This is a genomic window from Pseudarthrobacter sp. R1, from assembly GCF_024494415.1.
Lineage (GTDB): Bacteria > Actinomycetota > Actinomycetes > Actinomycetales > Micrococcaceae > Arthrobacter.
Genome location: NZ_JAMKFI010000005.1, coordinates 267346 through 287029, shown reverse-complemented (window position 1 = coordinate 287029; position 19684 = coordinate 267346). Strand labels below are relative to the sequence as shown.

At 64.8% G+C, this 19684-nt stretch carries 22 protein-coding genes and 1 tRNA gene; 7 read left to right on the top strand and 16 right to left on the bottom strand.

The genetic code is table 11. The features are described from left to right. Positions 1 to 24: 24 nt before the first annotated feature. Both M8J71_RS05525 and M8J71_RS05520 read right to left on the bottom strand, forming a co-directional pair. Complete coding sequence (locus tag M8J71_RS05525) at positions 25 to 1641, bottom strand: solute symporter family protein (protein WP_256246961.1); 1617 nt, start codon at positions 1639 to 1641, stop codon at positions 25 to 27. Further along, positions 1638 to 2018 carry a DUF485 domain-containing protein gene (locus M8J71_RS05520; RefSeq protein ID WP_256246960.1) on the bottom strand — a complete coding sequence of 127 codons (381 nt, stop codon included), beginning with the start codon at positions 2016 to 2018 and terminating at the stop codon, positions 1638 to 1640. The genes M8J71_RS05525 and M8J71_RS05520 overlap by 4 nt, the downstream gene beginning before the upstream one ends. 184 nt (positions 2019 to 2202) lie before the next feature. Here M8J71_RS05520 and M8J71_RS05515 point away from each other — a divergent pair, with 184 nt between their 5' ends. From M8J71_RS05515 to M8J71_RS05500, 4 genes are all read left to right on the top strand, one after another. Next, positions 2203 to 3411: a sensor histidine kinase gene (locus M8J71_RS05515; protein ID WP_256246959.1), complete on the top strand. Its 1209-nt coding sequence runs from the start codon at positions 2203 to 2205 to the stop codon at positions 3409 to 3411. Positions 3412 to 3483: 72 nt separating this feature from the next. Then, positions 3484 to 4200, top strand: a complete 717-nt coding sequence (locus M8J71_RS05510; protein ID WP_163164420.1) for a LytR/AlgR family response regulator transcription factor — start codon at positions 3484 to 3486, stop codon at positions 4198 to 4200. Then, positions 4197 to 4547: a DUF485 domain-containing protein gene (locus M8J71_RS05505; RefSeq protein ID WP_163164418.1), complete on the top strand. Its 351-nt coding sequence runs from the start codon at positions 4197 to 4199 to the stop codon at positions 4545 to 4547. The genes M8J71_RS05510 and M8J71_RS05505 overlap by 4 nt, the downstream gene beginning before the upstream one ends. Positions 4548 to 4554: 7 nt before the next feature. Next, positions 4555 to 6021, top strand: a complete 1467-nt coding sequence (locus tag M8J71_RS05500) for a sodium/solute symporter (protein ID WP_256246958.1) — start codon at positions 4555 to 4557, stop codon at positions 6019 to 6021. A gap of 46 nt (positions 6022 to 6067) precedes the next feature. Here the strand turns inward: M8J71_RS05500 and M8J71_RS05495 are convergent, their stop codons facing one another. The 6 genes from M8J71_RS05495 to rpsB all read right to left on the bottom strand — a co-directional run bounded on the left by M8J71_RS05495 (position 6068) and on the right by rpsB (position 11034). Beyond that, entirely contained in the window at positions 6068 to 6652 is a 585-nt protein-coding gene (locus M8J71_RS05495; protein WP_256246957.1) for a DivIVA domain-containing protein, read from the bottom strand. Positions 6653 to 6729: 77 nt separating this feature from the next. After that, positions 6730 to 7653, bottom strand: coding sequence for a phosphatidate cytidylyltransferase (locus M8J71_RS05490; protein ID WP_256246956.1), 924 nt, complete (start codon positions 7651 to 7653; stop codon positions 6730 to 6732). Continuing rightward, on the bottom strand, positions 7653 to 8210 hold the full coding sequence (gene frr / locus M8J71_RS05485) for a ribosome recycling factor (RefSeq protein ID WP_163164410.1): 558 nt from the start codon (positions 8208 to 8210) through the stop codon (positions 7653 to 7655). The genes M8J71_RS05490 and frr overlap by 1 nt, the downstream gene beginning before the upstream one ends. 129 nt (positions 8211 to 8339) lie before the next feature. Then, on the bottom strand, positions 8340 to 9077 hold the full coding sequence (pyrH, locus tag M8J71_RS05480; protein ID WP_256246955.1) for a UMP kinase: 738 nt from the start codon (positions 9075 to 9077) through the stop codon (positions 8340 to 8342). 118 nt (positions 9078 to 9195) lie between these two features. Beyond that, the gene (tsf, locus tag M8J71_RS05475; protein ID WP_163164406.1) at positions 9196 to 10032 is read right to left on the bottom strand and encodes a translation elongation factor Ts; all 837 of its coding nucleotides are present in this window, start codon (positions 10030 to 10032) and stop codon (positions 9196 to 9198) included. A 129-nt stretch (positions 10033 to 10161) separates the two neighbouring features. After that, entirely contained in the window at positions 10162 to 11034 is an 873-nt protein-coding gene (gene rpsB / locus M8J71_RS05470) for a 30S ribosomal protein S2 (protein ID WP_256246954.1), read from the bottom strand. Positions 11035 to 11468: 434 nt separating this feature from the next. Between rpsB and M8J71_RS05465 the strand changes: the two genes are divergently transcribed. After that, positions 11469 to 11996 (top strand): M23 family metallopeptidase, encoded by a 528-nt coding sequence (locus tag M8J71_RS05465; RefSeq protein ID WP_256246953.1) that lies wholly within the window; start codon positions 11469 to 11471, stop codon positions 11994 to 11996. Positions 11997 to 12034: 38 nt separating this feature from the next. On the opposite strand, the gene M8J71_RS05460 is transcribed toward M8J71_RS05465, so the two are convergent. The 8 genes from M8J71_RS05460 to M8J71_RS05425 all read right to left on the bottom strand — a co-directional run bounded on the left by M8J71_RS05460 (position 12035) and on the right by M8J71_RS05425 (position 18057). Next, positions 12035 to 13225, bottom strand: a complete 1191-nt coding sequence (locus M8J71_RS05460; protein WP_256246952.1) for an acyl-CoA dehydrogenase family protein — start codon at positions 13223 to 13225, stop codon at positions 12035 to 12037. Positions 13226 to 13446: 221 nt separating this feature from the next. Continuing rightward, positions 13447 to 13698: a helix-turn-helix domain-containing protein gene (locus tag M8J71_RS05455; RefSeq protein WP_256246951.1), complete on the bottom strand. Its 252-nt coding sequence runs from the start codon at positions 13696 to 13698 to the stop codon at positions 13447 to 13449. A gap of 35 nt (positions 13699 to 13733) precedes the next feature. Next, positions 13734 to 13940 (bottom strand): hypothetical protein, encoded by a 207-nt coding sequence (locus M8J71_RS05450; RefSeq protein ID WP_163164397.1) that lies wholly within the window; start codon positions 13938 to 13940, stop codon positions 13734 to 13736. Positions 13941 to 14121: 181 nt separating this feature from the next. Next, positions 14122 to 14195 (bottom strand) — tRNA-Ile (locus M8J71_RS05445). Positions 14196 to 14269: 74 nt separating this feature from the next. Further along, on the bottom strand, positions 14270 to 15466 hold the full coding sequence (locus M8J71_RS05440; RefSeq protein ID WP_256246950.1) for a glycosyltransferase: 1197 nt from the start codon (positions 15464 to 15466) through the stop codon (positions 14270 to 14272). Between the two features lie 99 nt (positions 15467 to 15565). After that, positions 15566 to 16474: a DMT family transporter gene (locus tag M8J71_RS05435; protein ID WP_256246949.1), complete on the bottom strand. Its 909-nt coding sequence runs from the start codon at positions 16472 to 16474 to the stop codon at positions 15566 to 15568. Next, positions 16474 to 17097, bottom strand: coding sequence for a CDP-alcohol phosphatidyltransferase family protein (locus tag M8J71_RS05430; RefSeq protein WP_256246948.1), 624 nt, complete (start codon positions 17095 to 17097; stop codon positions 16474 to 16476). Before M8J71_RS05430 ends, M8J71_RS05435 begins: the two co-directional genes overlap by 1 nt. 105 nt (positions 17098 to 17202) lie before the next feature. Next, positions 17203 to 18057 (bottom strand): phage holin family protein, encoded by an 855-nt coding sequence (locus tag M8J71_RS05425; RefSeq protein WP_256246947.1) that lies wholly within the window; start codon positions 18055 to 18057, stop codon positions 17203 to 17205. 179 nt (positions 18058 to 18236) lie between these two features. Between M8J71_RS05425 and M8J71_RS05420 the strand changes: the two genes are divergently transcribed. Further along, entirely contained in the window at positions 18237 to 19460 is a 1224-nt protein-coding gene (locus M8J71_RS05420; RefSeq protein WP_256246946.1) for a multidrug effflux MFS transporter, read from the top strand. Between the two features lie 21 nt (positions 19461 to 19481). After that, positions 19482 to 19670 (top strand): hypothetical protein, encoded by a 189-nt coding sequence (locus M8J71_RS05415; protein ID WP_256246945.1) that lies wholly within the window; start codon positions 19482 to 19484, stop codon positions 19668 to 19670. The last annotated feature ends 14 nt before the right edge of the window (positions 19671 to 19684 follow it).

The window sequence follows — 19684 nt, the reverse complement described above, 5'->3', positions numbered from 1 at the left end:
GGCAGGTGACTGGTTCGCTGGGATCTAGTGGTTCACTGCCTTCTCTGCCCCGACTCCCGTGAGGGACCGGACTTCCATTTCGGCCTGCTTGGCGGCGTCTTCGCGCTTCTTGTCCAGGACGGTTCCGAGCCAGCCCAGGAAGAACGCCAGCGGAATGGACACAATGCCGGGGTTGCTCAGCGGGAACAGCGCGAAGTTGGCGTCCTTGATCATCGAGGTTGCGCCGCCGGAGACAACGGGCGAGAAGGCGATCAGGACAATCGCGGCGCCGAGCCCGCCGTACATGCTCCAGACCGCGCCCTGCGTGGTGAACTTCCGCCAGAACAGGGAGTACACGATGGTGGGCAGGTTGGCGGAGGCGGCGACGGCGAATGCCAGCGCCACGAGGAACGCCACGTTCTGCCCGTTGGCGAGGATGCCGCCCAGGATGGCCAGGACGCCGATGACCACCACGGTGCGCCGGGCCACCTTGACCTCGGTGTCGGCGTCGGCCTTGCCCTTGGAGATGACGCTTGCGTAGATGTCGTGGGCGAAGGACGCGGCCGCGGTGATGGTCAGGCCCGCCACGACGGCGAGGATGGTGGCGAATGCCACGGCCGAAATGAAGCCCAGCAGCAGCGGACCGCCCAGGTAGAAGGCCAGCAGCGGGGCTGCGGCGTTCACTCCGCCGGGTGCCGACCGGATGGTTTCAGCGCCGACGAGTGCCGCTGCACCGTAGCCGAGCACCAGCGTGAAGAGGTAAAAGAGACCGATCAGCCAGATGGCCCACACCACGGACTTGCGGGCTTCCTTGGCCGTGGGCACGGTGTAGAAGCGCATCAGGACGTGCGGCAGGGCGGCGGTGCCCAGGACCAGCGCGAGGCCCAGGGACATAAAGTCCAGCTTGGAGGTCTCTGTCTTGCCGTACTGCAGGCCCGGGTTGAGGACGGCCGGGTTGTTGGCCGTTTCCACTGCCGCGCCGAGCAGGCTGGAGAGGTTGAAGCCGTAGATCGCCAGGACCCAGAGGGTCATCACGGCCGCTCCGGCGATGAGCAGGACTGCCTTGATGATCTGCACCCAGGTGGTGCCCTTCATGCCGCCGATCAGGACGTACATGATCATCAGGCCGCCGACGACGATAATCACCAGCGCCTGGCCGCCCCAGTCGCTGATGCCCAGCAGCAGCGAGACCAGGCTGCCGGCGCCGGCCATCTGCGCCAGGAGGTAGAAGAAGCAGACGGCGAGGGTGGAGATAGCGGCGGCGATGCGGACGGGCCGCTGCTGGAGGCGGAAGGACAGCACGTCCGCCATGGTGAACTTGCCCGTATTACGGAGAAGTTCGGCCACGAGCAGCAGCGCCACAAGCCAGGCCACCAGGAAGCCGATGGAGTACATAAACCCGTCGTAGCCGTTGACGGCGATGGCGCCGGTGATACCCAGGAAGGAGGCTGCCGAGAGGTAGTCCCCCGCGATGGCGGTTCCGTTCTGAGAGCCGGTGAAGGAGCGGCCGGCCGCGTAGTAGTCGGCTGCCGTTTTGTTGTTCCGGCTGGCGCGGAAAACAATCACCATGGTGACGGCGACGAACAGGCCGAAAATGCCCATGTTCAGCAGGGTGCTGTCCTTGAGGGCGGCGACGTCCACGGCTGTGGCGATCCCGATCATTTGTTTACCCCGCCCACTCGGTTGCCGTCCTTATCAAATTCGTGCCCTTCGATCTCGTCGCGGATTTCAGCGGCGATGGGGTCCAGCCGCCGGTTGGAGTAGCTGACGTACCAGCTGGTGATCGCAAACGTCGAGACGAACTGGAGCAGGCCCAAAATCAGACCAACGTTGATGTTGCCCCAGACCTTGGTGGACATAAAGCCCACGGCGTAGTCCGCCAGCAGGACGTAAGCGAAGTACCACAGCAGGAATGCGACTGCCATGGGAAAGACAAAGCTGCGGTGACGCTTGCGCAGTTCCTGGAACTGCCCGGTCGACTGGACTTGTTCAAAGTCCACGGACGCCGCTGCGTCCGGAGTATGGGCATCGTTACCCATCGTTCCTCCTCGTTGAGACTTGCCTGAACACACCCAACGGCGTGCCCGGTAAAAAGGGGTACCGCAAATGTGACTGCAATCACTGTGCTTTCTGCCGGGCACCGGATTCCAGACCCTACCGGCGGGCGGTCGCTCAACGGTCGGGATGCTGCGACAAACGGCACCCGCAGCTACGCTGGGCACCATGCCGGACTCCCCCCTCCTGACCGCCGCTGCTGTTGCCGTGATCGCCATGGCCGTCGCCGTCGTCGTCGGCCTGGGGCTCAAGGTGCTGCGGTCCTTCAGGGACCTCGGCACGGACGCCGAACGCGCCACCTACCACACCCTGCACGCCGCGTCCCAGGCCGGGCAGCATCTCCGGCGCGGCCTCAATCCTGCAGGCGCGGCGAAAGCCAGCCGCCAGCTGCGCACGCTGTTGGCCTGCGAGGCATTCGCCATCACAGACACCACCGGGGTTCTTGCGTGGGATGGCGCGGCAGAGGAGCTGAAGCCCGAGTTGATGCGGCTGGCTGAAGGAGTGCTGGCGGGCGGGCGGACGGCGGTGCTTCCGGCAGGGCGCCCCACAGGGCCGGGCGGCGCTCCACGGGACGGTACCGGCGGCCCTCTCGCCGCGGTGATCGCCCCGGTGCGGGCCGGGACGCGGGTCGTGGGCGCCGTCGCTGCCTTCGCGCCGTCGGCGGGTGCGGGACTGGTCCGGGCCACCGGCGAGGTGGCCGACTGGGTGGCCGTGCAGGTGGAGCTCGCGGAGCTGGACGCATCCCGGACGCTGCTGATGGAGGCGGAGGTACGGGCACTCCGCGCCCAGATCAGCCCGCACTTCATCTACAACTCGCTCAACGCGATTGCGTCCTTCATCAACACCGACCCCGCCCGCGCCCGGGAACTGGTGGTGGAGTTCGCCGATTTCACCCGCTACTCCTTCCGCCGGCACGGCGACTTCACCACGCTCGCCGAGGAGCTTCGCTGCATCGACCGCTACCTCCTCCTGGAACGCGCCCGGTTCGGCGAGCGCGTCCAGGTCAGCCTGCGGGTGGCGCCGGAGGTGCTTAGCACCGTCATCCCCTTCCTCAGCCTGCAGCCGCTGGTGGAAAATGCCGTCCGGCACGGGCTGGAGGCCAAGGAAGGGCCGGGGCACATCAGCATCAGCGCGAATGACGCAGGCGCGTTCGCCGAAGTGACTATTGAAGACGACGGCGTGGGCATGGACCCGGCCCAGCTGCAGTCCGTACTGGCCGGCCACACCGACGGCGAGCACGTGGGCCTGCGGAACGTGGACGCCCGCCTCCGCCAGGTCTACGGCAATGACCATGGCCTGGTCATCGACACCGCCCCCGGGGAGGGAACGCTGATCACCATGCGCGTCCCAAAGTCGCAGCCGGGCAACGATGCCTGATGTGCGGAACTGATATGGTGCCCTGGAGCTCCCCCTGATCCGGCTGCGGGCGGCGGAAGCTAACCTAGGAACATGATTAACGTCCTCGTCGTTGATGATGAGCTGCCCGCCGTTGAGGAACTGGCTTTCCTCCTGGGGCGGGACGACCGCATCGGCACCGTCCTCCGCGCCACCTCGGGCAGCGAAGCCCTCCGGGCTTTGGCAGCCGGCCCGGTCGACGCCGTCTTCCTGGACATCCATATGCCGGCGGTGTCCGGGCTGGATATCGCGCGCGCCATTTCGGCCAGCAGGAATCCCCCTGCAGTGGTTTTTGTGACCGCGGACGAGGACCACGCGCTGAAGGCCTTCGAACTCGCCGCCGTGGACTACCTGCTCAAGCCGGTCCGGGCCGAACGGCTTGCACGCTCGGTGGGACGGATCAGCGAACTGCGCGACGGCGGCACGGCGCCTGAGATGATCACCGTCGACCAGGGCGGTACCACCAGGATGATCAGGCGTGACGACGTCACCTACGTACAGGCCCAGGGCGACTACGCAAGGCTGCACACCGCCGATGCGAGCTACCTGATCAGGGTACCCCTGGCCGACCTCGAGCAGCAGTGGGCGGACGCCGGGTTCATCCGGACGCACCGCTCCTACCTCGTTGCCCTGAAGCATGTGACGTCCATGAAGCTGGCTGCGGACGGGCCCAGTGTCACTGTTGCGGGTGCCGGCCTTCCGATCAGCCGGCGCCACCTGCCAACGGTGCGGGAGAAGCTGGGCGCCACCCGGATCAGGCCGCACGCATGACGAGGGTTCGCGTCACGGCACCGCGCTCCGCGGCGCTTCCTCCCAGGGACAGCCGTGAAGCGGCGCAGGACTCCGAGGTGGGGCAGGTCTTCGTCCGGTCCCTGATCCGTTCCCAGCTGCGGCTGGCCCTGGTAGTCGCCGGCGGTTTCCTGCTGATCCTTGGGGCATTTCCGCTGCTGCTGGCCGTCGTTCCCGGCCTCACGGAGACGCGTATAGCCGGTATCCCCTTCGACTGGATTCTCCTGGGGGCAGGCATCTACCCGCTGATCGGGCTGAGTGCCTGGCTGTACGTCCGGACTGCCACCCGCAATGAGGCGCGCTACCGGGACCTGGCCAAGGACCAGTGACGGAACCATGAATCCAGGCGTGGCCATAGCCGCGCTCGCAGTGGTGTCCGTGGCCACTGCGGTCATCGGCTTCTACGGCCTGCGGATCTCGCGGACCACGGGCGATTTTTATGTTGCTTCCCGGACTGTCCGGCCCTGGTGGAATGCCTCGGCCATCGGCGGTGAGTACCTCTCGGCGGCAAGCTTCCTCGGGGTTGCCGGCCTCATCCTGCTGTCCGGGACGGACGCCCTGTGGTTTCCGGTGGGCTACACCGCCGGCTATCTGATGCTGTTGCTCTTTGTTGCAGCCCCGCTGCGGCGCTCAGGCGCGTACACAATCCCCGACTTTACCGAGGCCAGGCTCGATTCCCGGGCTGTCCGGAAGGTCACCAGCCTGGTGGTGGTGCTGGTGGGCTGGCTGTATATTGTGCCGCAGCTCCACGGCGCCGCTTTGACCATCCGGATCACCACCGGGTTGCCGTCCTGGGTGGGATCGGTGGCTGTGGTGATTGTTGTGTGCCTGACGGTGGTTGCCGGCGGCATGCGTTCCATCACTTTCGTCCAGGCTTTCCAGTACTGGCTCAAGCTCACGGCCCTGGCGGTTCCCATCCTGTTCATCATCTTTATGCTCGCTGGAAACGGGACGCCCGCCCTGTCTCCGCCTGCCGTGAACCCCACGAATCTTGCCCCCGCCGGGCTGTACCAGAACGTGTCGCTGCTGGTGGCCCTGCTCTTCGGCACCCTCGGGCTGCCCCACGTGCTGGTCCGCTTCTACACCAACCCGGACGGGCAGTCGGCCCGGCGGACCACGCTGATTGTCCTGGGCCTGCTGTCGGTGTTCTACCTGTTTCCCACCGCGTACGGACTTGTGGGCAGGATGTTTGCGCCTGGCCTCGCACGCGCCAACCAGGCCGATGCCATGGTGCTGCTGCTCCCCGGCGAACTGGTGGGCGGTGCCGCCGGCGATCTGCTGTCAGCTTTTGTGGTGGCGGGCGCTTTTGCCGCCTTCCTCTCCACCACGTCCGGCTTGGTGGTCTCCCTTGCCGGCGTCATCAGCCAGGACGTCCTGGGCGCCGGGGTGGGCGGCTTCCGGCTGGCGGCGGTGATCTCCATCGTGGTGCCCCTGGGGTTCGCCCTCATGACGGATTCGCTGGCCCTCGCCGGAAGCGTGGGTTTGGTTTTCGCGTTCACCGCGTCCACTGTGTGCCCGGTGCTGCTGCTCGGCATCTGGTGGCGGGGACTGACAGACGCCGGCGCCATCGCCGGGATGGTAACGGGCGGCGTTCTCTGCGGCGGCGCGATGATTGCGGGCTCCGTAGCGGGCGCGAACAACCTCGCGCCCTGGCTGGCCCAGCCTGCAGCATGGACAGTGCCGGCGGCCTTCGCAGTGATGGTCATGGTTTCCCGCGCCACCGTCCAGAGGGTCCCGAAGACCATGCCCCGGGTAATGACCCGCCTCCACACTCCGGAACGGCCACTCGCCACTGAAAGGTGACCCCCAACATCGTTCTTTCCCAGCCCGGCCGGAGCCTGGAACCAGGTCAGTCGATGGCCGCCATCAGTTCAACCACACGGTCCAGGAAGGCGTCCACCTGGGTTTCCTCGTACCCGTCCCGGCCAACAGCGGGACGGAAAACTGCGCGGCGGATGTTGTCGACGCTGAGCGGTTTGTCCTGTTCGAGGTAGGCGATGAGTTCGTGGCACAGCCGGTCGACGTCGGCCGTGTTGTAGCTACGGACCTTCTTCTTCGCCGGCCGGCGGAAGCGGTCGCCGTCGGGGCGGTGCAGCCGGCCGCGGAGGATGCCGGACAGGTTTCCAATCTCCCGCAGCCAGGCTTCCTCGCCACGGGCAGCGATCAGCTCGTCCCGCTCGCGGCGGGCGAAGGCGTCCTCGAGGCGGTCCAGTGCTGCGTCCACGACGGCGGCGGAATAACCGCCCTTGACGGGGTCGAATGAAACTGCCCTGACAACGGCACTGGTAACAGGTTGCGGCGCAGCCTCCGGGGTTTCAAGTGACACCCGCGCCCGCTGCAGGAACTGATCCACCTGCTTGGCGTTATAGCCGTAATCGCTGCGCTGCACGCGCTCAAAGGACGCAGGGATCTGCCGATGAATGTCCAATGCCACTTTTGATTCCTTCGATGCTCTTCAAGCCGTTACTCTGCACCAGTCTATTGGCGCCCGGGCCCGGCGGGGGTTGTGTGTCAGGCCCCGGAAACGAGCCCATACAGGACAAAGGCCGCCGGGGCTGCAAAAACGATGGAGTCCAGCCGGTCCATCACGCCGCCATGTCCCGGCAGGATGCTGCTCATGTCCTTGACGCCGAGTTCGCGTTTCACCATCGACTCGGCCAGGTCACCTGCAGTGGAAGCCGCCACCAGTCCCACCGCCAGGACCACGCCCACCCACCAGGGCTTGTCCAGCACAAAGAGACTGGCAAGGATGCCGATCAGTATTGCGCCGCCGATGGAACCGGCAAATCCTTCCCAGGATTTCTTTGGGCTGATCTTGGGCGCCATCGGATGCTTGCCCAGGGAGGCGCCCACCAGGTAACCGAAGGTGTCGTTGGACACGACCAGCAGCAGCATCACCGCCACCTGCCATGCTCCGTCCGGAATTGTTCCTCCCGGCCAGAGGCCCAGCGGAGTAGCGCCGCCCGAAGCGTGCAGCGGGAGTGCGGCGAAGCTGATGAAGAACGGCACCCAGCCCAAGGTGAAGACGCCTGCGAAGATGCTGTTGGCCGAGCCCGCAGCGCTTTCGATGGGCGGCCACAACAGCACTGCCACCGAACTGAGGAGCATGGCAAAGAGCAGGCTTTCAATCCCGCCGAGGTAGGCGGCAAAAGGCATTGCCACTGTGCCGGTCATGACCGGCACAATGGGCATCCTGGTGCCGTTCGCCTCCAGGGCGCGGTAGATTTCCCACACCCCAAAAACAGCGAACGAAGTGGTGACCGCAACAAATCCGAGCGGGAGGAACAGCAGTCCGCCGAGCACTGCGAAGAGCATGGCCAAACCCACCACCACCGCGGCCGGAAGGTTCCGCCCGGCCTTCGGCGTGGGGTTGGTCCTAGGCTGCTTCCCCCGTGTGCGCGCCCGTTGTGCCGGGGCCTGCTCTGCCTGGCCCATCAGACTTCGAGCAGCTCTGCTTCCTTGCGCTTGAGCAGCTCGTCGATGCCGTCCACGTGCGCCTTGGTAAGGCCGTCAAGTTCCTTTTCGGCGCGGGTGCCCTCATCCTCGCCGGCTTCGCCGTCCTTGACCAGCTTGTCCAGGGTTTCCTTGGCCTTGCGGCGGATGTTGCGGATGGAGACCTTGGCGTCCTCGCCCTTGGTCTTGACGATCTTGACGTATTCCTTGCGGCGTTCCTTGGTCAGTTCCGGAATGGTGATCCGGATGACATTGCCGTCGTTGGACGGGTTGGCGCCGACTTCGGAGTCGCTGAGCGCCCGTTCAATGTCGCGCAGGGCGGTCTTGTCGAACGGGGTGATGAGGATGGTCCGGGCGTCCGGGATGGCGAAAGAGGCGAGCTGCTGCAGCGGGGTGGGGGAACCGTAGTATTCCACCAGGACCTTGTTGTAGAGGCCGGGGTTTGCGCGGCCGGTACGGACGGCAGCGAAGTCTTCCTTGGCTACCTCAACGGCCTTGTCCATCTTTTCTTCGGCTTCGAGCAAGGTTTCTTCGATCACGGTCTCTCCTGACGATTCTGGTGCAGTCCGGGACGCCGGGGCCATGCACACACGTGGTTCTCTGTTGCTGCTTCCGCCCCTGGTCCCGAAGGCAGGGGCGGAACTGTCCTGAAAACATCCTAGCCGTAGCTAGGCGGTAACCAGGGTGCCCAGCTTTTCGCCCAGGATGGCCCGGGTAACGTTGCCTTCACCCTCCATGCCAAAGACCACCATCGAGAGATTGTTGTCCTTGCACATGGTCATCGCCGTCTGGTCCATCACGCGGATGTCGCGGCGGAGGGCATCGTCGTAGCTGAGGGTTTCAAGCCGCTCGGCGGAGGGATCCTTCTTCGGATCTGCCGTGTAGACGGCGTCCACACCGCTCTTTGCCATCAGGACGACGTCGGCATGGACTTCGAGTGCACGCTGGGCGGCCACGGTGTCGGTGGAGAAGTACGGCAGGCCGGCCCCGGCGCCGAAGATGACCACGCGGCCCTTTTCCATGTGCCGGATGGCGCGGCGGGGAATGTAGGCTTCGGCTACCTGCCCCATGGTGATGGCGCTCTGGACGCGGGTTTCGACGCTGGCCTGCTCCAGGAAGTCCTGCAGGGCCAGGCAGTTCATCACCGTTCCGAGCATGCCCATGTAGTCGGCCCTTGAGCGGTCCATGCCGCTCTGGGAAAGTTCTGCGCCGCGGAAGAAGTTGCCGCCGCCAACCACGATCGCCACTTCCACCTGGGGGACGGCTGCCGCGATCTGCTTGGCGACGTCGCGGACAGTTTCCGGGTCAACGCCAAGCTTTCCGCCGCCGAAGACCTCGCCGGAAAGCTTCAGGAGGACCCGGCGTCGACTTTTCTCTGGCTGGATTACAGTGTTGACGGCTTCCATGATGCCTTCCCGTTGGTGAGTCTGAAAAAAGGTTATCCTGCTGGGGCCAGTGCTCGGAACCGGCCGCGTGCATGCAAAAGGGGCGGCCACCGAAGTGGCCACCCCCTTGCAGTTTCGACTAGGAGCCGACGCGGAAACGCGTGAACGCGGTTCCCTTGACACCGGCCTCTTCGAGGACCTGTGCAACGGACTTCTTGGCGTCCTTCGCGAATGCCTGGTCAACCAGGACCTCACCCTTGTAGAAGCCGGTCACGCGGCCTTCGACGATCTTGGTGAGTGCGGCTTCGGGCTTGCCCTCGGCCTTGGCGGTCTCTTCGGCGATGCGGCGCTCGGACTCTACCAGCTCGGACGGGACGTCGTCGCGGGTCAGGTAGTTCGGTGCCATGGCAGCAATGTGGACTGCAACATCGTGGGCGGCAGTGGCAGCGGTTTCGCCTTCACCGTCAACAGCGAACAGCACGCCAACCTGGGCCGGGAGGTCCTTGGAGGTCTTGTGCAGGTAAGCGTCAACCGTTGCGCCCTCGACGCGGGAGATGCGGCGGACAACAACCTTCTCGCCCAGGACAGCGCCTTCTTCGACGACGACCTCGGAGAGCGGCTTGCCGTCAACTTCGGTGGCGAGCAGGGTCTCGAGGTCGGCTGCGCCGGATTCAACGGCAACGGCCAGGACCTTGTCAGCCAGCTGGATGAACTTGTCAGCCTTGGCCACGAAGTCGGTCTCGCAGTTGACCTCGATCATAACGCCGACGCCGTTGCTGACCTTTGCGGCCACCAGGCCTTCAGCGGTGGAGCGGCCCTCGCGCTTGGTAGCACCCTTGAGGCCCTTGATGCGGATGATTTCGATGGCCTTCTCGGCGTCACCGTTGGCTTCGTCAAGAGCCTTCTTGACATCCATCATGCCGGCGCCGGTGCGCTCGCGCAGGGCCTTGATGTCCGCGGCAGTGTAGTTCGCCATGTGAACCCCTCTGTCTAGAAATTTGTTGTGGTGTACGGACCGACAGGACAGCAGCCCACGTGGTGGGCCGCCATCCTGTCAGCAGCTCCGGCACCGCAGGCGGCGCCGGAGAATCCGGATTTACTTGTGTTACTTGGCGTCTTCAGCCGGAGCAGCAGCGTCTTCTGCGGGAGCAGCTGCCTCGGCAGCAGCCGGTGCTTCAGCTTCCTCGGCGGGAGCAGCAGCTTCTTCAGCCTTGCTGCCTTCGAGGAGCTCGCGCTCCCACTCGGCCAGCGGCTCTTCCGGAGCTTCGGTGGTGCCGGTGGCGCGGTTGTTGCGGGCGATGAGGCCTTCGGCAACGGCGTCGGCAACAACGCGGGTCAGGAGGTTCACGGAGCGGATGGCGTCGTCGTTGCCCGGGATCGGGAAGTCGACCTCGTCCGGATCGCAGTTAGTGTCCAGGATGGCCACAACCGGGATGTTCAGCTTCTTGGCCTCGTCAACGGCGAGGTGCTCCTTCTTGGTGTCCACGATCCAGAGCACGGAGGGCGCCTTGGTGAGGTTGCGGATACCGCCGAGGTTGGACTCGAGCTTGGTGAGTTCACGCTTGAGGAGCAGGAGCTCCTTCTTGGTGTACGCGGAGCCGGCGACGTCGTCGAAGTCGATCTCTTCGAGTTCCTTCATGCGCTGGATGCGCTTGGCGACCGTCTGGAAGTTGGTCAGCATACCGCCGAGCCAACGCTGGTTCACGTAGGGCTGGCCAACGCGGGTTGCCTGCTCGGCAATCGCTTCCTGGGCCTGCTTCTTGGTGCCGACGAAGAGGACGGTGCCGCCGTGTGCAACGGTGGCCTTCACGAACTCGTAGGCGCGGTCGATGTAGGACAGCGACTGCTGCAGGTCAATGATGTAGATGCCGTTGCGCTCGGTGAAGATGAAGCGCTTCATCTTCGGGTTCCAACGGCGGGTCTGGTGTCCAAAGTGGACGCCGCTGTCAAGCAGCTGGCGCATAGTTACGACGGGCATGCCGACGCTCCTTCCGGCAGGTCATTCATGAGAAAGCCCCAAGGCTTCTTACCCTGCCAATAGTTGACGGTTGATTAGCGTGGCCCGGGCGGGCCGTGCTCCTGGCATCCATCGCGCTTCTCATCAGCACCCGGGGGCGCTGACCGCAAGAAGCATGATCCTCCACTGGAGGGCTGGATGCGCGTAGTCAGCTGCCGCTCCCCCACACTCCTGAATGAGACGTGCCGACGCAAACCCGGACAGGGGCGTATACCGTTGGAAAAACCGTTGGGATAGCCGCCGGACGGAAAGCGTTGAGGGCGCAGCAAACTGCTCCATCAAGTGTACTACAGGCGCCCGCACCCGGAGGACAGCAACGGCGCCGGCCGCCAGCCTTATCCACATAGGCCAACCGGCCCCTGCCGGCCCTTCTCGAACCGGCGCACGCTGGGCATATGACACCACCTGCACTGCTTGCAGCCCTGCTCCTGCTGCCCGCTTCACTTGCCCCCACCGGGGAGACGCTGGCCTTCGCTCCGGTACCCATGCGCACGGAGGCGGCGCCCTCCTGGCAGTGGCCGCTCTCCCCCCGCCCTCCCGTTGTGCGGGACTTCGACCCGCCGCCCAAGCCATGGCTCAGCGGCCACCGCGGCGTGGACCTGGGAACAGCGTCCGACGGCGCCCAGGTCACCTCGCCGGCGGCGGGCACCGTGAGCTTCGTGGGAGTTGTGGTGGACCGGCCGGTCATCACCATCGACCATGGCAACGGCCTTCGCAGCAGCTTCGAACCGGTAGAGAGCAGCCTTGCCGCCGGCAGCGCGGTGGGCGCGGGCCAGGCAATCGGCACGGTCCTCCCCGGCCATTGCCCTGCCGCTTCGTGCGTGCACTGGGGCGTCCGGCGTGGCGAGGACTACGTGAATCCGCTGCAGTTTGTGATGGACCTGCGGCCATCCATCCTGCTGCCGCTCGGAGCGCCGCCATAGAGCCCGGACCGTGCAGGGCTGGACCGGTCGGAAACGCGTCAGACGATGGCGGAGATACCGGTAATGGCCCGGCCGGTCACCAGGGTGTTGATTTCGTGCGTCCCCTCATAGGAATAAATGGCTTCGGCGTCGGCGAAGATCTTGGCCATTTCAAAATCGGTCACGATGCCGTTGCCGCCCAGGAGGTTCCGGCCGATGGCCACGCTTTCACGCATCCTTGCAGTGGTGAAGGCTTTAGCCAGGGCGGACTGCTCGTCTTTGGCCGTGCCGGCGTCCTCCAGCTGGGACAACCTCACCATCATGCCCATGGAACTGACGGCGTTGCCCAGGATCTGCACCAACTGGTTTTGGACGAGCTGGAAGGAGGCCAGCGGCCGGCCGAACTGGTGCCGCTCCACGGCATAGCGCCGGGCTACGTCGAACGCGGCCAGCTGCTGCCCCACGGCCTGCCAGGCGACGCCGAGGCGCGTGACTTTCAGGACCTTGTTGACGTCGCGGAAACTGTTGGCGTGGGCGAGCTTGTAGAAGTCCGGCACCACCACGTTGTCCAGCGTAATGTCGGCGTTCTGGACGGTGCGGAGGGCGATTTTGTTCTCGATCTTCTCCGCACTGAAACCCTCCAAAGTGGTGTCTACCAGGAAGCCCTTGACCTTGTTGTCGTCAAGGTCCCGCGCATAGATGACGACCCAGTCCGAGAAGGTGGCGTTCCCAATCCAGCGCTTGGCGCCGTTCAGGATCCACGAATCACCTTCGCGGCGCGCCGTAGTCCGTGTTCCGCCGGCCACGTCGGAGCCTCCGAGGGGCTCGGTCAGGCCAAACGCGCCGATCTTCTTGAGCGCGTAGATGTCAGGCAGCCACGCGTCCTTTTGCTCCTGGGAAGCCAGCGCTTCGATGGAACCGGTGAAGAGCCCGTCGTGGACGCCCATAAAGGTGGAGATGGACGCATCGGCGCGCGTTACCTCGGCGTGCATGAGGCCCGCAAACAGGTTGGAGTGACCCTGCCTGCGCACCGGACTGACCAGGTCAATGTCCGCCAGCTTCGGAATCAGGTCCATGGGGAATTCGCCGCGGTTCCAGAAGTCAACAGCGATGGGACGGACCTCGCGGGCCAGGAAATCCCTGACCTCTGCCAGCCGGTCCTGCTCTTTTCCGCTCAGCAACTGCTCGAAGGAATAGAAGTCGCCATCGGCATAGGGAAGGTTGTTGAGGTCGGCGGCAGAAGTGGACATGGTTACCTCGCAGGTGATCAGCGGTGACCGGGGCTCTCCGGGAAGGAGCACCGTATGTTACTGCTCAGTAACATACCTCAGTTCGGAGGCTTAGGAAACAAGAACCTGCTCGCGCCTAAATACCCCAGGCGGAAACACGCCGCTGTCCTCCTTGACGTCGCCGGGAAGGAGCTTGCAATGGCGATGGCTCATGCCAACGTTAATGACCGGCCAACGTCGAACTAAGACGCATCATCAGCTGCTTCGCCGGCCGCTATCCGCTCAGCAGTCACCCGGTACGCCTGCTCGATGTAGTCCTCCAGGTCCCTGGCAGCAACGCGCCAGGTACGGTGGACGCCGATCTGCAACCCTCGCAGCTCACCCGCCGTCAACAGCTGGCGGACAGTCGGCTCACGGATAGCCAACTCCTCGGCTACCTGCTCAACCGTCAGGAATCTGGCGCGCTTCGGCACTGCTTCATTGGTTACAGTCATCTGGCCACCATAACCAAGGTCAGGGTGCCTTGGAACTACTCGGCACCATCACCGGTCCGGGCGTCCGGCGACAGAGGTAGTTCCATAAATTCATACAACTCCCGCCATGCGTTATCCAGCCGCATCTCAGCCAGGACGGCCTCCTCTTTACCTGCAGCCGTACCGCGCTGCCGCAACTCTTGGAGCTCGTTGTACAACGCCTCAACCTGGTCCAAACGCTTTTTAAACTCCATGTCCGCCATCGCAAAAGACTAACCGACCAACTCGTGAAAGTGGGCGGTCGTGCCGGTGCTGTCGTATGAAGGCAGTCTTATGAAGCGCGAGGCAGTATTCCTGTGGAAGCGCCGTTTGCCGTTCCTGGCGTCCAAGGGCAAAAGAGCCCTGCTTCCCTTCTGTGCAAGGGAAGCAGGGCTCTCTCTGAGGTAGGGCTACTCGGACTTGAACCGAGGACCTTAGGATTATGAGTCCCGCGCTCTAACCAGCTGAGCTATAGCCCCCTATGCCCTGGCTGGTCTCCGCGAAAGGGATGTGCCTGCAGGGCAGAATTACTCTAGCAAACCCCGGAAAGCGTTCAGACCACTTTGTCCTCGAAGCTCGCGCCCCGGTACAGATCCTCGAAGGTCTGCAGGGTCCCCTCGATGCTGTGGGGTTCCACCATCTGCCGGCTGACCTGGCCCATGGCGGCGCGCTGGTCGGCGGGCAGCTCAAGAACCATGGTGATCTTCTTGGCGAGGTCATCGCTGTCGTTCGGGGTGAACAGGTACCCGTTCTCGCCGTCGCGCACCAGGTGCGGCAACGCCATGGCGTCCGCCAGCACAACCGGCGTGGAGGCGGACATCGCCTCGAGGGTTACCAGCGACTGCAGCTCTGCAGTCCCGGGCATGCAGAAGAGGTCGGCCCTGATATACGTCTTCCGCAGGTCCTCGTCGCTGACCAGGCCCAGGAACTTCACCCTGTCCCCCAGCCCGAGGCGCTGGACGAGGTTTTCGAGGGAGGAACGGACCTCGCCGCCGCCCACGATCTCAAGGTGAACGTTCAGCTCGGGGGGTGTTTTGCTGATGGCCTGAATGAGGACATCCACATGCTTTTCCTCGGCGAGGCGGCCGGCAAACACCACGGTGGGGTGCGGGTGCGGTTCGATGTGCTCCCCCGGCTGGAGTTCGTAGGCCGCCGAATCGATGCCGTTGGAGAGCGGGAGGACCTTGCGGAGGAAGGCGTGCTGGTGCATGGCCTTGGCCGCCAGCGGGGTGGGCGTGGTGACCACGTCAGCCCGCCCCATGACCTTGCCCATGTCCTTCCAGGAGATCCGTCCAATGATGTTTTTGAACCACTGCGGGAACGGCAGGAACGGATTGAGGTTCTCCGGCATGAAGTGGTTCGTGGCGACGATCCGGATGCCCCGCTTGTCCGCCTCGTACAGGACATGCTCGCCGATCATGTAGTGGCTTTGGATGTGGACGACGTCGGGCTTGACCCGGTCAAAAAGGAGGCTGATCTCCTTCTTGATTTCCCACGGGAAGCACAGGCGGAAGTACTCATGGGTGGGGGCGGCGTGCGAGCGGAGGCGGTGCACGGTGGCTTCTGACCGGAACTCGGTGAAGCTCTTCCCGTTGTCCGCACGGCAGGCCAGCACGTGCACGTTGTGGCCCCGGCCGGTCATTCCTTTGGCCAGCCGGTAGCCGAACTGCGCGGCACCGTTGATGTGGGGCGGGTAGGTGTCCGCGGCGATCAGGACGGTCAGGGGTTGCTGGTCTGCGGGCGTGGTCACGTGGAGAACTCCTGATGGTCACGGTGCGGACAGTGGCACTGACAGCACGGTTGGCCGGTGGCATGGCGCCGGGGCCTCGTGTAGTTGCTGGCGAAGGGACTAGTGGGACGGCCTGCCCGCGGCCTTCCGAGCGTCTTTTTTGCGCTTGGTGACCTCGGGGTGGTGCCGGGACAGGGCTATAACTCCCACGATAGCAAGGGATGCCGCCGTTCCCATCGCAATGGCCATGACGGCGTGGACATCCGGGCGGAGTTCACCAAGGATGGCAATGCCGATGGCTATCCCTACAAGGGGATCGATCACCGTGAGTCCTGCGATCACCAGGTCCGGCGGACCCGAGGAGTAGGCGTTTTGGACAAACCATGACCCCAGACCTCCGGCAGCAAGAAGGGCCACCACGGAGTACCACTGCACGTTCAGCAGGAACAGCCCGTTGGGATCGAGCAGGTGCTTGCCGATGATCCGGGTGAGGACGGCCACGAATCCAAAGAGGACGCCGGCGCCCAGGATGTAGACGAAAGCGTTGATCCGGTGCTTGAACATTACGGCCAGCGTGCCGAAGAGTCCGACGGCGAGGGCGAGCAGCAGCACAATGGTGAGTTCGGCGTCGGGGCTCACATGGTTGTTTTCCTGGGTGACGTTGACGGCCAGGAGGACAAAGAGCGCAGAGCCCGTCACACACGCGGCGATGGCCACCACGGTTGCCCGGTTGATGGTGAGGTCCTGGTCCTTGGCGTTGATGACGGTTGTGATGACAAGCGCGATGGCGCCGATTGGCTGGACTACGGTGAGCGGGGCGGACACGAGGGCCACGGCGTTCATGGCCATGCCGGCACACAGCAGCAGGAGGCCGAAGACCCAGCGCGGGTTCCGAAGGAGGCGGAGGAAACCGTTCGAGCTAAGTGCCAGGCCGCCGGTGTCGGCTTTGACGGCGCTTCCCTGGCGCTGGGCTCCAAGGGCAAGGCAGAAGGCTCCAAGCAGCGCAAGCACAACGGCCACCCACACCATCAGGCGGTCCCGCCGTCGTGGTGCTGCTGCATCCTGCCTTTGCGCAGGATGGCCCAGAAGTAGTTGTAGGCGGCGATCCAGTGGCCGATCAGTCCAAGGCCCAGCACTATCCACGCGGCGACGAACAACCCATCCGAGAATGGGGTGTCCAGCCGGGACAGGACAAGCATCGGCGTGCCCAGGAGCAGCAGCCCGGTGCGCACCTTGCCCACTGCGCTGACGGGAAGGTCCGGATGGCCGCCGAAGAAGGACAGGGTGAGGACCAGCAGCACGGCGTCCGGGATCACCAGCGCTGCCAGGTACAACCAATGCACGACGCCGGCAATCACCAAAGTGACGGCGACGGCGATCAGCGCCAGCCGGTCGGCAATGGGATCAAGGACCCTGCCGAGCTTGGAGGCCTGGTCGAAGCGCCGCGCGACGTAGCCATCAATCCAGTCGGTGCTTGCCATCACGGCGAGGACCACCACACCGGCGCCGTATTCCTTTTGGGCCAGGACCAGCCAGACAAAGAGCGGCACCCCCATGAACCGCACGACTGTCAGCAGGTTGGGGATGGTGAAAACGCGGTCGTGATCCACCTGCGGCCGTCCGGGACGGGAGCCGGCACCGATGAACTTCACGCCGTCCCCCTTTCCTTCCTGCTGCCCTCCGGGCGCGGACTTATGATTTCTGCCTGCGCCCCTGCCGCGCGCTGCCCGCCGCCAGGGCCGTCGAAAAGGCGGCTGCTAGTAGGTCCGGAGGAGCTTGCGGACCAGGACTACGAACACGGTACCGGCAGCCGCGAGGGCAGCCAGCGGTTTCCAGCGGCTGCCCAGGCCGCCTGCGGACTCCGACAGAGCTGCCAGCCGGTGCCCGGCAAGATCCTTGCCCCGCACCGCGAGAACCTGGCCCTGGCGGAGTTTGCCCTGGGCGGCAGCCAGCAGGAACTGCGCCTGGGTTTTGACGTCGAGCTCTTCGCCGAGATCGTCGCGGACCTCGGTGAGGTGGTGGCGGCGCTGGTTCAGGCGGCGGGCGAGTTCCGGCTCGGATGCCTGCGGGAATTCCTGGTTGTGCTCCGCCGCCTTTGCTTCCTTTTCCGCCTTGGCTTTCGCAGCGGCCTCCGCCTTGGCCGCCTTGGCAGCTTTGGCTTCGGGACTCTGCGGATCGAGGATTGCGGGGTTGAAGGCCGAACCCTCCTTCGCGATGCCGATATCGTGCTTGATGCCTCGGATGGTTTCCTCGGGCAGCAGGGGCATGGCCTTCTTGAACTTACGCATGCCGATGAGGCCGCCGATGAGTGCTATCAGCAGGAATGCTGCGGAGACCAGGAGGGCGGCCAGCCACGCGGGCATGATGGTGGCCAGGCCCATGATGGCGGCAACAATCAGTCCAACCACAAGGAAGAGGAGGAAGACGAGGGCTACGGCGAGGAAAGCTGCGGCAACCCCGACCTGGATGCCCTTGCGCTTGAGCTCTATTTTCGCGAAAGCGACTTCGTCATTCAGCTGGCGGGGCGCCAACCGGAAAAGGAGTTTAAGCGTCCTGGGCAGCGCAGCGATACGCAATCCCTGGCTGGTCCGCCCGCTGTGACGTCCGCTCATCGGTTCCGCCTTACTGTTTCATGGTCGATTCGGCTTCCATGTGCTGCGGGAAAGTGCAGCTGCACAGTCCCCGGCACCAAAACTATCATTCAGGTTAAGGGCGAACCTCCGGGCTTGCCGGACGGCGCGGCCTACAACGCTGCAGAATTCCTGTGTGCCCCGGCCTAGGATTGATTTCCGTGACCATCCCCAGCAATCCGGGCGATCTGTTGAGCCGCCGCCGGAAACTTTTGTACATCCTCCTACTCGGCGCCCTGACGGCCTTGGGTCCGTTCACGATCGACCTCTACCTTCCTGCCTTTCCCGCGCTGGAAGCGAGCCTGGGCGTAACCGAGGCCCAGGTCCAGCTGACCTTGGCCGGGACCACCGTAGGCTTTGCCCTTGGCCAGTTGGTGGTGGGTCCGTTCAGCGACAGGTTCGGCCGCAGGACTCCCCTGATCCTGGCCACCGCCCTGCACATCGCAGCGTCCCTCGGCGCCGCCCTGTCCACGGACATCACCACCCTGGGCATTTTCCGCGTCCTGATGGGCGTGGGTGCCGCCGGCGGAGGCGTTGTGGCGATGGCCATGGTGCGGGACCTGTTTTCCGGCTATGCCTTGGTCAAGATGTTTTCCCGCATGTCCCTGGTCAGCGGACTGGCACCGATCCTGGCCCCCGTCATCGGCTCACAGCTGCTGCTGGTGATGCCGTGGCCGGGGATCTTTGTGTTCCTCGCCGCGTACGGCACGCTGGTCATCGTGGCCGCCCTGTTCCTGGTGCGCGAGACGCTGCCGCCGGAGAAGCGCCAGCAGAGCGGGCTGACTGCCCGCCAGCGCTACCGGATCCTCTTCACGGACAGGGTCTTTGTTGGCCTGCTGATGGTGGCTGGCCTGAACTTCGGCGGCCTGTTCACGTACCTTTCGGCCTCACCCTTCCTGTTCCAGGACGTTTTCGGTTTTTCCGCCCAGGAATACGGCCTGCTGTTCGGCATCAATTCCCTGGGCATCGTGGCCGGCATCCAGACGAGTTCGCGCCTCATCCGGCGGGTGCCGCCACAGTGGATCCTGGTCGGCGCCACGGCCTGGATGTTCGTTATGGCCATGCTGATCGTGGTGTTCGACCAGCTGGGATTCGGACTCTGGGGCGTGTTGGTGCCGCTGTGGTTCTACATCATGGGCACCGGCTTTATGTTCCCCTGCGTTCAGGTACTCGCCCTGGCAAGCCATGCCGCCCAGGCCGGCACCGCGGCCTCCCTGCTGGGTTTCGCGACCTTCATGATGGCCGGGCTCATCTCCCCTGTCGTTGGCTGGCTGGGCATCACCAGCGCCGCTCCCATGGGCGCCGTCCAGGGAGCCTGCATCCTGCTCGCCATCGCGGCCCTCTGGCTTGTGGTCCGGCCGCGCACCGTGCCGTCGATCCACTGAGCGGTCCGCCCCGTGAAAAACATGAAACGAAAGCCGCACCGGAACGGACGGGGACTTTTCCTCGGCGTGGTGCTGGGCGCCGTCGCCGGCTACTTCGCGGGACGGGCCCTGGGCAATCCGGCCATGGGGATCGCCCTGGGAGTGGTGGCCGGCGCGGCCCTGCTGTACCGGGTCAACCCGGGTCCCTGGAAACGGCGTGACGAGCCCTAGACGGTAGCCGCCGC